Raw genomic sequence first — 13,242 nt, 5'->3', positions numbered from 1 at the left:
ATCTTAAAACACAATCGGCAGTTGCATCTATATCCATAGTATTAGTAACAGTTAAATTTGCATCACAATCAGCTGCAATACCTATTTTTAAATCTTCAACAACTAAATCATAATCTGTAAGTTTAGCATCTGATGAAAGATTTGCATTTACCTGAAATATTTTTTTTAAATGTTAAATATGGAAGCTTTAAAATGATAGCTAAATAAATCATAAAATGGATTTATCAAAAATACGCACTACTTAAAATTAGGTAATATTCAAATTTCCTTATAGTCTTTTCAATGATTATAAATGAATGATTAACTATTCGTAAAAGTAACTTTCTACTGTTTTTTTTGATTTGTTTTCGGTTATATTAGCCAACTTAATACTTAACAGACACTATGAAAATAGGTATCCTTAAGGAAACTCAAAAAGGAGAAAAGCGAGTTTCAATGTCTCCAAATATTGCAAAACAATTAATAGCTAAAGGTTTCGAAATTATAGTTGAAGAAGAAGCTGGCACAAATTCATCTTATAAAAACATAGATTATGTAGATGTAGGTGTGAACGTTGAAAAGAGAGGTGTGGTTTTTAAAGAAGCGCATATTCTATTGAAAATTAATCCTTTTGATGAAGAAGATTTAAAACTTGTAGACAAAGGACAAGTTTTAATAAGTCAGTTATACCATAAATCTAATCCTAGTCTCATTCAAGCTATTGCTTCTAAAGGAGCAACAGCATTTTCACTTGATGCTATGCCTAGAATTTCTAGAGCACAAGATATGGATGTTTTAAGTTCGCAAAATAACTTAGCAGGTTACAAAGCCGTTATTCGTGGTGCTTATGAAATGACTAAAATATTTCCATTAATGATGACAGCTGCAGGAACCATTACGCCATCTAAAGTCCTAATTTATGGCGTTGGTGTTGCTGGTTTACAAGCCATTGCTACTGCTAAACGTTTAGGTGCTGTTGTTGAAGCAACCGATATTCGTTCTGAAACTAAGGAACAAGCACAATCTTTAGGAGCAAAGTTTATTTCAGTAGATAATGAAGGGGAGGAGTCTGAAGGCGGTTATGCAAAAGAAGCTTCTGAAGATTATGCAAAACGACAAAAAGAAGCTGTTAATAAATCATTATTTCAGGCAGACTTAGTTATTACTACTGCAAATATACCTGGTAGAAAAGCACCTGTTTTAATTACAGAAGAACAAGTTTTACAAATGAAAAACGGCGCAGTTATTATCGATTTAGCTGCGGCTCAAGGTGGTAATTGCGAGGTTAGCAAGCTAGATGAAACCATACTATTAAATGGTGTTAAAGTTATAGGAAGTACGATAGCACCAGAGAGTGTTTCTACCAATGCTAGCGAATTATTTGCCAAAAACATTTATAATTTCATTCTTCATCTAACAGAGGATACTAATTTTAAATGGGATTTAGAAGAAGAGATTACAGATGAAACATTGATTGTAAAGGATGGAGACATCAGAAAAAAATAATATAGTATGATTCAATTAATTGATTTTATTAAAGACAACATTCAAATCACATACATTCTTATTCTATCCATTTTTGTTGGAATAGAAGTCATAAAAAGTATTCCAGCGGTATTACATACACCATTAATGTCTGGTGCAAATGCCTTAAGTGGTGTTGTAATAGTAGGCGCTATCTTAGTAATGTTACATTCAGATCCTAATGATTATTTAGCATTGACTTTAGGTTTTTTAGCAGTGGTTTTAGGGATTTTAAATGTGGTTGGTGGTTTTGCTGTTACTCACAGAATGTTACAAATGTTTAAAAAGAGAAAATAATGAGTGTTTTATTAAGTGTTATATATCTTATTTCTACAATTACTTTTGTTGTTGGGTTAAATAAGCTTGGGCATCCAGAAACAGCCAAAAAAGGAAATTTAATAGCTGCCGCTGGTATGGGGCTTGCCATTGTTGGAACTATTTTCATTCATGAAATTGAAGTGCCAACTATCATTTATATTTTAATAGGTGTTGCCATTCTTCTGGGTTCTATTATAGGTTGGTTGATTGCGGTAAAAGTTGAAATGACCAAAATGCCAGAATTGGTTTCTTTATTTAATGGCTTTGGAGGTGCCAGTGCGACGCTTATTGGCTTAGTAGAATTTAGTAAAAATGTAGATAGTGCCATGCAAGCAACGACCATTGTTTCTGGTATAATTATAGGCGCTATTACTTTTTCAGGAAGTTTAATAGCTTGGGGTAAGTTAAATGGATCTTTAAAAAGTGTTATTAAAATTCCACAATACAATATTGTAAATAATGTGTTTTTTATAGCCCTTATTGCACTAGCTGTATTTATGATACTGTCTGGTGGATATAATCCATTATTGCTTTACGGATTATTAGCAGGTGGTTTAGTCTACGGAATTCTTTTTGTACTTCCTATTGGTGGTGCCGATATGCCAGTAGTTATATCATTATTGAATTCGTTAACAGGTATTGCAGCTGCTATTACAGGTGTTCTATATGACAATATGGTAATGCTTGTTGGCGGTATATTAGTAGGTTCTGCTGGTATTATTTTAACCATAGCAATGTGTAAAGCTATGAATAGAACTTTAGCCTCTGTTATTTTTGGATCATTCACAGCGACAGCTGGAGTAGCAGGGAGTAATAAAAGTTTAGGGACTATAAAAAGCACAAATGCTAGTGATGCTGCTATAATGATGAATTATGCTACTAATGTTATTATAGTTCCTGGTTATGGTTTAGCGGTAGCTCAAGCACAGCATGTAATACATGAGCTAGAAGAAATACTTACTGGTAAAGGTGTTAATGTAAAATATGCCATACATCCAGTTGCTGGAAGAATGCCAGGACATATGAATGTTTTGCTAGCTGAATCTAATGTTGATTATGGATTACTTATAGAAATGGATGATATAAATCCGCAATTTAATAACGCTGATGTTGTTTTAGTAGTTGGCGCTAATGATGTTGTAAATCCAGCTGCACATAACGACCCTGCTAGTCCAATTTATGGAATGCCTATTTTAGATGTAGAAAATGCAAAGCATATTGTTGTTAATAAACGAAGTATGAATGCGGGTTACGCAGGTATTGAAAATGAATTGTTTTACAATTCTAAAACCTCTATGTTATTTGGTGATGCTAAAGCTGCATTAACCGACTTGGTAAGTGAGTTGAAAAATATGTAAAATACTATTTAGTTAGTAATAATAGTTGTAGCAAGATTACGATTGTACTTATAATTAGTATTTTTGCCTCGATTTTATTTTTAGAAAAAAGCTAAATGTCATTCAAAATACGCATCAATCAGATTAGAAGAAAAATTACACACAGTATTACTAAAAATATTGGTAGCTCATATTCTGAACCAAAAGTAGGAGCTCTTAATAAATCCGATATAAAAAGAGTTTTAATTATTAGACCTAATCATAGATTGGGAAATCAACTTTTATTAACACCAATTGTACAAGAAGTTATTAATACATTTCCAGATTGTAAAATTGATTTATTTGTTAAAGGTGGTGTGGCATTTCCTGTATTTGAAAATTATAAAGCGATAAACAAAATAATTCAACTTCCAAGAAAACCATTCAGTAATTTATTTAAATATGCTAAAGCATGGATATCTATTAAACAAGAAAAATATGATTTAGTGATTAATGGCGATAAAAACTCATCATCAGGACGATTACTAACAAATTTAGCAGATGCCTCGATAAAAGTTTTTGGAGATATAAACGAAGAAATACAACAAAAATATAGCGATTATCAACACATATCAAAATATCCTATTTATAATTTAAGACATTACTTAACTAAAATTGGGTTCCCTGAAAATGAAAGTGAAGTCCCATTATTAGATATAAAATTAAATGATTCTGAGCTTTCTAAAGGCAAGAAGATTTTAGATGACATCATTAAAAATGATAAAAAAACGATTTGTATTTATACCAATGCTACAGGCGATAAGTGTTATTCTGAAGATTGGTGGTTAACTTTTTACACACGTTTGCAAAAGGAATTTCCTGATCATAATATTATTGAAATGTTACCGATTGAAAACATTTCAAAAATTAATTTCAAAGCACCGAATTTTTACAGTAAAGACATTAGAGAAATGGGAGCTATTATAAAAAACACATCTATTTTTATAGCTGCCGATAATGGTGTGATGCACTTAGCAAGTGCCTCGTTAACCCCTACTGTCGGCTTCTTTTCTGTTACAAATGAAAATATTTACGCACCTTACGGTAACAGGAGTATAGCATTAAACACGAATAAAACGGATATTGAAGATTGGTTTAAAGCTATTAAAAACATACTTTAAATACTTGAAATCATTCCGGATATTAGAATTTCATATCCTTTTAATTGCTAAACAGACTCATGTCCAAAATCAATAGATTTTCTTTAATCAATCCGAACAAATCACCATTTTTTTATGGATATGTGGTATTGATAATTGGAAGTATAGGTGTATTAGCAAGTATTCCGGGGCAAACAGTTGGTGTTTCTGTATTTACCGATCCAGTAAAAGATGCGCTAGGACTTACCAGAAATCAATTTAGTAATGCTTACATGATAGGAACCTTATTAAGTGCTTTTTTTGTTGCACGAGCGGGTGTACTATTTGACAATTATGGTGCACGATATGTGGCATTTTTTGCAGCATTTTTTTTAGGGCTATCACTATTATTATGTTCCGTTTCGGTTGAAATAAGTGACAAAATAAAATCAATAATAAGTTTTCAATCTTGGATAGTTCCTTTTGTATTAATGACTATCTTATTTTTATTCATAAGATTTTGTGGTCAGGGTGTTTTAACTATGGCATCTCGTAATATGATTATGATTTGGTTTGATAAAAACAGGGGCAAAGTAAACTCTATAAGTAGCATTACGGTTTCATTGGGCTTCTCAAGTTCACCTATTTTAATTAATAAACTTATTGATAACCATGGTTGGGAAATGAGTTGGCAAATATTAGCGGTTTGTTTATTTGTATTTAGCATTTGCATCATTCAATTCTATAGAAACAGACCAGAAGATTTTAATTTAAAACCCGATGGAAAGGTTAAAGAATTAAAAAACACAATTAAAAAAGTTAAAACAGAAAAAAACTTCACTTTAAAACAAGCAAAAAACACAAGAGCTTTCTGGATGATTGGTTTAACCTTAGCTTTTAATAGTTTTTTTATAACAGGTTTTACGTTTCATGTAGTGTCTATTTTTGCAAGTCAGGATTATTCAAAATCGCAAGCTATTGCTGTTTTTGTTCCTATTTCAATTATTGCAATTTCAGTATCTACACTTGGTAATATTTTAAGTGATTATGTATATCATAAAATCTATTTATACATCATGCTAGCAAGTGGAGTATTAGCATCGTTCGGGTTATTATTTCTATCTAACCCGATAGGCATTTATTTATTAATAATAGGTTTAGGAATACTTGGAGGTTTGTTTGCAGTAGTTAATGCTGTTACATGGCCTCGATATTATGGTAGGAAACATTTAGGAGCAATAACAGGAAAAGTAATGAGTTTTCTTGTCATAGCTAGTGCAATAGCACCTAGTTTATTTAGTTATTCTTTTACCATCTTAGGATCTTATAAATATATCAGTTATATAACGATTACTTTTATTTTATTTCTATCTATAGGTTCTTTTAAGGTTAAAAATCCGCAATAATTATAGATTTTATTATTATTAAATAATAGCATCAATACCTTGAACACCAGTACTTAGTCGAATAGCATCTTCTACATGATAAATAAATATTTTACCATCTCCAGCTTGATTTTCACAGGCATTATTCTTAATAACATCGATACATTTTTGTAAATGTTTATCGCTAACTACACACATAATCATAACGCGACTTTGAAGAATCATAGACTGCTCCGTTCCACGATAGCGCTCAGAATATGTTTTTTGTAACCCAGTACCTTTTACAGGAATAACAGTAATACATGGTATATCTGCTTCTTTTAATCCGCGTTGTACTGCTTTTAACTTTGATGGTCTTATAATAGCTTCTACTTTTTTCATCTTTGTAATTTTTATTTAGTCTATTAATTTTTTATTCAAAAGTTGTGTAAGCTTCAACTCCAAACGAAACAGCATCAATTCCAGCAGTTTCTTCCGATCTATTTACGCGAATACCAATAGTCTTTTTCAAAATAGTCATTATTATAAAAGTAAGGATAAAAGAAAAAGAACCAATAACTAAGACTCCTATTACTTGCGTAATTAATAAATCAGCACCACCTCCAAAAAACAAGCCACCATCTGCAGCAAATAAACCAACAGCTATGGTACCAAATAATCCATTTACTCCATGAACTGCAATAGCACCAACCGGATCGTCAATTTTAATTTTATCAATAAAAATAACAGCAACATCAACTAAAACACCTGCAATTAATCCAATTATAATAGCAGATCCTGAATCTAAAATATTACACCCAGCAGTAACAGCAACTAAACCGGCTAGAACACCATTAATAGTCATGGTAACATCAATTTGTCCGTATTTAAAATAAGTATAAAACATAGTAGAAATACCTCCTGCTGCCGAGGCTAAAAAGGTATTGGTTGCTATAATTCCTATTAATTCCCAATTACCAACAGCACCTAAGGTAGAGCCGGGATTAAAACCAAACCAACCAAACCACAATATAAATCCACCAACTGCCGCTAAAGGTAAATTATGCCCTGGAATGGCAACTGGCTTTCCATCGGTATCATATTTACCTAAACGAGGTCCTAAAACAATAGCAGCGGCTAAAGCTGCAAAGCCTCCCATAGCATGAACTGCTGCAGATCCAGCAAAATCATTAAAACCTCTTAGCGCCAACCAACCGTTAGGATTCCAAACCCAATTAGCTGCTAACGGATACATGACTGAACAAAAAATAACAACAAAAACCGCATAGGCCCATACTTTCATCCTTTCAGCCACCGCACCAGAAACTATTGAAATAGCAGCAATGGCAAAACCAAGTTGGATAAACCAAAACAATTTATTAGAGACCGTTAGACCTAAACCTAAATCAGCTTCTGTGATGCCTATATCAAAAGCAAACCAACCATTTGAAGCGCCATAAGCAATTCCAAATCCAATTGTATAAAATGCAAGCCCTCCAAAAGTAATATCAATTATAACTTTCGCTATTATACTCATGGCGTTTTTAGCACGAACAAAACCTGCTTCAAGAAGTGCAAAACCTCCTTCCATTAAAAAAATGATTGCTGCGCATATTGCAACCCAAACGGTATCAATAGCTGAAATAAGTTCTTTTTGTTCTACAGCAGTAGTTACTACATCTTGCATAAATTAATTTGTTTTGTTTAAATAAAAAAATGAGTGGTTTTTATAATAAAAGGCGAAATATACCAAAATACAGAAGCTTCTTTTAAAGGATTAAATTATAAAAAAACATTTTTAATATATTTTTAATGATTACTAGAAATCATAATTTATTTTTAAGTGAGAACTCGATATTTCTAAAAATTCATCATCAGTATTTTTTTTACAAAATCATACTTTTATTTGCTCAATATTTTTAATTGAATACGATCTTTTTAACATGATAATTATCATGTAAAGCTATATAAAGATGGTGTAATTTTACAAGAATTTATACTAACCTATCATTTCCATATATAGAGTAAAATGTAACCCAATTTGATTAGCAGGATATTGCATCTAACTAATAAAAACGAGCAAATACAAACACATGAAAACAATTAAAATTTTAGGAACAGGATGTTCTAAATGTAAAGCTGTAACGGATTTAGTTCAAAATGTTGTAAGCGAAAATAATATTGATGCACATATTGAAAAAATTGAAGACATTGCTGAAATAATGACATTTAATGTCATGTCAACTCCAGCTATAGTAATTGATGGTGTTATTGGTATTAAAGGTAGAGTTCCATCTAAAAATGAAGTGTACGAGCTGTTAACCAAATAGGAATGTTTCACGTCTTACTGTATATCGTTAAAAGCTACGTAAATATCCTTTTAAAACTAAACTCCGAAAGTCATTTTGCTAAAGCTTTAGATTTCTTTATTTACGATAGTATAAAGATCATAACATTATTAGTCATCATAATATTCTTGATGGGATTTGTTAATAGTTATTTTCCTGTAGAAAGGGTTAAAAACTATCTTACCACACATAAATTATTTGGTCTAGATTATTTTATGGCAAGTCTTTTTGGTGTTGTTACACCATTTTGCTCATGTTCTTCTGTTCCTTTATTTATTGGTTTTGTAAGAGGAGGAATTCCGTTAGGAGTTACGTTTGCATTTTTAATTACATCGCCTTTAGTGAATGAAGTTGCCATTGGTTTGTTTTTAGGATTATTCGGATTTAAAATCACCGCAATTTATATTATTAGTGGTATTTTATTGGGAACTATTTCGGGATTCATTTTACAACACTTAAAATTAGATAAGCTTTTAACCCCTTGGGTTAAAGAGGTTTTAATGGCATCAAAAAATAATCCAAATAGCCTTAAAGAAGAACCTAAATCTTTTATAGAAAAGCTGCCTACAATATATAATGATACTATAAAAATATTAAAAGGTGTAATACCTTATGTTCTGGTAGGTATAGCTATTGGAGGGATAATGCATGGTTATATTCCAGAAGGTTTTTTTGAACAATATATGAACAAAAACAACATTTTTGCTGTTCCATTAGCTACTATTTTAGCGGTTCCAATGTATTCCAATGCCTCAGGAATACTTCCTGTAGTGCAAGTTTTAGTCAGTAAAGGTATTCCATTAGGTACAGCTATTGCTTTTATGATGGGGGTTGTTGCCTTATCATTGCCAGAAGCCATGCTCCTTAAAAAAGTGATGTCATTAAAACTAATAGGTATCTTTTTTAGTGTTGTAACACTATGTATAATAATTTCAGGATATTTGTTTAATGTGATTTTATAATACTATGTTAACCATCGCATAACAAAGAAGATTATACCTTTACCTCATATCTCCTAAATTTAAAATATGACATTTTCAACTAACACTATTCTCAAACTAATAACGATACTAACTTGTTTGTTTTTAGCATTTAATTGTAAATCATCTTACAATAAAAGAAATACTGTTAATCTAATCCGACAACCATATTTACAGAATGCTTTTAAAGATAGTATCAGTATTTTATGGATTACCAATAAAGGTAAAAAGGCTATAGTAAAGTATGGAACATCTAAAGTTTTAGATAAAGTTGCACATGGCTTTATAACAAAAGACAGTTTAAAATTAAGAAATACAGTTTCCATAAAAGGTCTTGAGCGTGGTAAGAAATATTATTATGCTATTTATACGGATGATAAACGACTAGCCTCGGGTGAAGATTATTTTTTTAAAACCGAATCTGCTGAAAAAAATGCTAGTTTTTCCTTTTATGCTATGGGAGATATTGGTGAGCCTATAAATAAAGGTGGTTTTCCTGAAATTACATCTTGGCAAATACACAATTTAAAAAAGCATCCAGATTTTGGCCTCGGCTTAGGAGACATCATTTATCCAGATGGAAAAAGCGCTTTCGCAGATGCTTATCTTTTTAAGCCTATGGAATCTATCTTGAAAAACATTCCTTTTTATCCTGCCTTAGGAAACCATGATTGGCACGTTAATCCTGATATAAATTTTGCTACAGAATGGAAACTTCCTAATAATGAACACTACTATTCTTTTGATTATAACAATGCACATTTTATTGCATTAGACACTAGAAGTGGAAAAATGTACGATCAAGAAAATCAAATAGAATGGTTTGAAAACGACTTAAAAAATGCGCAAGGAAAGTATGATTGGATCTTTGTATACTTCCATCATAATGGTATTACATGTACTTATAAACCAGAATATAAAGCTGTTGTTGATATGTATCCGCTGTTTACTAAATACAATGTGGATTTAGTTTTAAACGGGCATGCTCATACTTATGAAAGACTAATGCCTTTTGATAAAAACGGAAAGGTTATGGAGCACTATAATACTCCATTAAACGAATACGGAGACATTAAAGATGGTTTTATACAAATTACTACGGGCGCAGGAGGGAAGCTTAAAAAAGATTGGAATCCAGGACAATGTGATAAAAATATTGTTGCTGCAACAGCGCATAGAGGGCATTTTACACTTATTAATATTAAAGGACGTCAACTTAAATTAAAAGCCATTGCATCTATAGGTGGAGCCGTACTTGATTCGTTAGTTATTAATAAATAATTAAGATATTTTCTTATAACTCCAAACTGCTAATCCGTTCATAACAAGCGCATATAATAAGGTTTTTGCTAGTTGTGGAAGTATATCGATAAATCCTGAACCTTTTAGCATCACCATACGCATAACTTCTACAAAATATTTAATGGGATTAAATTCTGTGATAATTTGCGCCCATTCTGGCATACTTTCAATAGGTGTAAATAACCCACTCATTAAAATAAAAATCACCATAAAAAACCAAGAAATAAACATAGCCTGTTGCTGTGTATCAGTAAAGTTTGAAATAAATAAACCAATACCTAAAACTACTAATAGATATATAGACGTATAGAAATACATTAAAAGAAAACTACCCACCATAGGAACATTAAAAACAAGTTTTGCAATAAGCAAACCAACGGTTAATAACCCTAATCCTATCACCCAAAATGGAAATAATTTGCCAATAATAAACTGACTTTTATTAATAGGTGTCACGTTAATTTGTTCTAAAGTACCTATTTCTTTTTCTCGTACAATATTCATTCCCGATAGAAATAAAGTAATCATCGTTACTAATAAAACCAAAATACCTGGAACCATAAAGGTTTTATAATTTAAAGTTTTATTATACCAAAATAATGGAATGCTTACAATATTTAAAGGTTTAATACTGCTATTAGAAGCTATCTGTAAATCTGTTTTTAAATGCGTATTGAAGCGTTGTATTATTTGTGTCACATATACATTTTCTAAACCAGCAGCTGCCCCATCAATAGCATTGATGGTAATTCCTAAATTAGCATATTTTTCTTTTTGTATAGCACGTTCAAATTGTACTGGAATTTCTAATAACACATCGACATCTCCTTTAAGCATTGCTGCACTTCCTTGTTTTTCTGAAGAAAAATCAGTTATAACATTAAAATAATTTGAAGCTCTAAATTTATCAATTAAAGCTCTAGAAGTTGATGAATGATCATTATCAATATAAGCGAACTTGATATTTTTAATATCGAATGTCGCAGCATTTGCAAGTATAATAAGTTGAAACAAAGGCATGATAAATATAATGGGCAACATGCTTTTATTTCTAAAAATCTGCTTAAACTCTTTCTGTATGATGTAAAAAATCGTTTTCATGTGTTTACATTTATTCGAGTCTAATGTTGTATTTCTTCACACTTATCACCATGTAAAAAACGGTCATACCAAATAAAACCAATGTTTCTTTCCATATAAATGATAAACCAACACCTTTTAGCATAATACCTTTTACAATAATAATAAACCACTTTGCAGGAATAATGTTACTAATAATTTGCAAAGGGAGCGGCATACTCGAAATAGGAAAAATAAACCCCGATAACAAAATTGTTGGAAGCATTAATCCCATTAATGAAATCATCATAGCAGTTTGCTGCGTAGCAGAAATAGTTGAAATTAAAATACCTAATGATAATGATGTTATAATGAATAAAACACTTTCTAATCCTAACAAAAACAAACTTCCTTGAACAGGCATTTTAAAAACAAACATGCTTAAAATGATAATAACTGCTGCATTAATAATTGATAAAAATATATATGGAAACACTTTGCCAACTATAACTAAAAAAGGTTTTAAAGGCGATACCAATAAAATTTCCATCGTCCCTAGTTCTTTTTCTTTAGAAATAGAAATGGAGGTCATCATAGCAGAAACCAACATTAAAATAATAGTCATAACACCAGGCACAAACATATACACACTTTTTAACTCTGGATTATACACCATACGGGTTTGAGGCATTATTTGATACGCTATTTTAATATCTTTATTTTGCTCCTTTAAATAATTTAAAAGCATGGCATTTACATAATTACTAATTGTATTCGCTGTATTAGGATCGGTAGCATCTGCAATTATTTGTAACGTTGCTTGGTTTTCTTTAATTAGATTTTTACTAAAATCCTTTTCAAAATTTAATACTGCTTTTATTTTTCCTGTTTTAAAAACGGACTCAATATCTGATTCATTTTCAATAAATTGATGAATACTAAAATAAGAAGATGCCGAAATTTTATTGATTATTTCTTTTGTAGTAGCATCTTTAGCATGATCTAAAATAGCAATATCTACATTGTTTATTTCGTTGGTAATAGCAAACCCAAAAAGCATGATTTGTGCAATAGGCATTCCAAAAAGAATAAACAACGAGCGTTTATCTCTAAAGATGTGATAGAATTCTTTTTTTATAAAGCCTTTAAATTTTTTCATCCTCTCGCCAACATTAAAAACACATCATTCATATTAGCAACTTTAAACTGTTCTTTTAGATTTTTAGGAGTGTTTAATGCTTCTATTTTTCCATTAACCATAATCGATACGCGGTCACAATATTCAGCTTCATCCATATAATGCGTTGTTACAAAAATGGTAGTTCCTTGGCTTGCTGCTTTATAAATGAGTTCCCAAAACTGTCGCCTAGTAATAGGATCTACTCCTCCAGTGGGTTCATCTAGAAACACAATTTTCGGGTCGTGCAATAAGGCTACTGAAAAAGATATTTTTTGTTTCCATCCCAAAGGTAAACTCTTAACTAATTGATTACTAACTCCTTTTAATCCCAATTCTTCTATTAACGCATCTGCTTTTTCTTTAATTCTAGTTTTAGATAATCCGTAAATACCACCAAAAAAAGTGATGTTTTCTCTAACTGTTAAATCATCGTATAGCGCAAATTTCTGACTCATATAACCAATATTCTTTTTAACATCTTCGGCATTAGTAAATACATTAAAGCCAGCAACTTGTGCTTCACCAAATGTTGGTTTAGAAATACCAATAAGCATTTTAATGGCGGTCGTTTTTCCTGCACCATTAGCTCCTAAAAAACCAAATACTTCTCCTTTTTCAACATCAAATGTTATGGTATCTACAGCAGTAAAATCACCAAATTTTTTGGTTAGATTTTTAACTTGTATAACTTTATTATCGCTCATTATTTATTTTAAATCTCCTATTCAGGGCT

Annotated in this window: 13 protein-coding genes; 8 read left to right on the top strand and 5 right to left on the bottom strand. The window is 31.0% G+C overall.

All coding sequences use genetic code 11. The features are described from left to right. Positions 1-384: 384 nt before the first annotated feature. The 5 genes from RHP49_15725 to RHP49_15705 all read left to right on the top strand — a co-directional run bounded on the left by RHP49_15725 (position 385) and on the right by RHP49_15705 (position 5,682). On the top strand, positions 385-1,485 hold the full coding sequence (locus RHP49_15725) for a Re/Si-specific NAD(P)(+) transhydrogenase subunit alpha (protein ID WNH12328.1): 1,101 nt from the start codon (positions 385-387) through the stop codon (positions 1,483-1,485). A 6-nt stretch (positions 1,486-1,491) separates the two neighbouring features. Then, the gene (locus tag RHP49_15720; protein WNH12327.1) at positions 1,492-1,800 is read left to right on the top strand and encodes an NAD(P) transhydrogenase subunit alpha; all 309 of its coding nucleotides are present in this window, start codon (positions 1,492-1,494) and stop codon (positions 1,798-1,800) included. Then, a complete protein-coding gene (locus tag RHP49_15715) occupies positions 1,800-3,179 on the top strand; it encodes an NAD(P)(+) transhydrogenase (Re/Si-specific) subunit beta (protein WNH12326.1) in 1,380 nt (459 codons plus the stop codon). The genes RHP49_15720 and RHP49_15715 overlap by 1 nt, the downstream gene beginning before the upstream one ends. 95 nt (positions 3,180-3,274) lie before the next feature. Beyond that, positions 3,275-4,318 (top strand): glycosyltransferase family 9 protein, encoded by a 1,044-nt coding sequence (locus tag RHP49_15710; protein WNH12325.1) that lies wholly within the window; start codon positions 3,275-3,277, stop codon positions 4,316-4,318. Positions 4,319-4,377: 59 nt separating this feature from the next. Further along, the gene (locus RHP49_15705) at positions 4,378-5,682 is read left to right on the top strand and encodes an MFS transporter (GenBank protein WNH12324.1); all 1,305 of its coding nucleotides are present in this window, start codon (positions 4,378-4,380) and stop codon (positions 5,680-5,682) included. 18 nt (positions 5,683-5,700) lie between these two features. Here the strand turns inward: RHP49_15705 and RHP49_15700 are convergent, their stop codons facing one another. Together RHP49_15700 and RHP49_15695 are read right to left on the bottom strand one after the other, a co-directional pair. Next, positions 5,701-6,042 (bottom strand): P-II family nitrogen regulator, encoded by a 342-nt coding sequence (locus RHP49_15700; GenBank protein ID WNH12323.1) that lies wholly within the window; start codon positions 6,040-6,042, stop codon positions 5,701-5,703. A gap of 31 nt (positions 6,043-6,073) precedes the next feature. Continuing rightward, positions 6,074-7,327, bottom strand: coding sequence for an ammonium transporter (locus tag RHP49_15695; protein ID WNH12322.1), 1,254 nt, complete (start codon positions 7,325-7,327; stop codon positions 6,074-6,076). A gap of 406 nt (positions 7,328-7,733) precedes the next feature. On the opposite strand from RHP49_15695, the gene RHP49_15690 reads away from it, so the two are divergent. From RHP49_15690 to RHP49_15680, 3 genes are all read left to right on the top strand, one after another. Continuing rightward, the gene (locus tag RHP49_15690) at positions 7,734-7,970 is read left to right on the top strand and encodes a thioredoxin family protein (GenBank protein WNH12321.1); all 237 of its coding nucleotides are present in this window, start codon (positions 7,734-7,736) and stop codon (positions 7,968-7,970) included. Between the two features lie 2 nt (positions 7,971-7,972). Further along, complete coding sequence (locus RHP49_15685; protein WNH12320.1) at positions 7,973-8,950, top strand: permease; 978 nt, start codon at positions 7,973-7,975, stop codon at positions 8,948-8,950. Positions 8,951-9,016: 66 nt separating this feature from the next. Further along, on the top strand, positions 9,017-10,249 hold the full coding sequence (locus RHP49_15680) for a metallophosphoesterase family protein (protein WNH12319.1): 1,233 nt from the start codon (positions 9,017-9,019) through the stop codon (positions 10,247-10,249). On the opposite strand, the gene RHP49_15675 is transcribed toward RHP49_15680, so the two are convergent. Genes RHP49_15675 through RHP49_15665 form a run of 3 tightly spaced genes read right to left on the bottom strand, consistent with a single transcriptional unit; the run spans position 10,250 to position 13,213 of the window. Continuing rightward, the gene (locus tag RHP49_15675) at positions 10,250-11,371 is read right to left on the bottom strand and encodes an ABC transporter permease (protein ID WNH12318.1); all 1,122 of its coding nucleotides are present in this window, start codon (positions 11,369-11,371) and stop codon (positions 10,250-10,252) included. A 10-nt stretch (positions 11,372-11,381) separates the two neighbouring features. Then, positions 11,382-12,488 (bottom strand): ABC transporter permease, encoded by a 1,107-nt coding sequence (locus tag RHP49_15670; GenBank protein ID WNH12317.1) that lies wholly within the window; start codon positions 12,486-12,488, stop codon positions 11,382-11,384. Beyond that, on the bottom strand, positions 12,485-13,213 hold the full coding sequence (locus tag RHP49_15665; GenBank protein WNH12316.1) for an ABC transporter ATP-binding protein: 729 nt from the start codon (positions 13,211-13,213) through the stop codon (positions 12,485-12,487). The genes RHP49_15670 and RHP49_15665 overlap by 4 nt, the downstream gene beginning before the upstream one ends. Between the last annotated feature and the right edge of the window lie 29 nt (positions 13,214-13,242).

This window comes from Flavobacteriaceae bacterium HL-DH10, from assembly GCA_031826515.1.
Taxonomy (GTDB): Bacteria; Bacteroidota; Bacteroidia; order Flavobacteriales; family Flavobacteriaceae; genus Thalassobellus; species Thalassobellus suaedae.
This window is presented reverse-complemented; position numbering and strand designations above follow the sequence as displayed.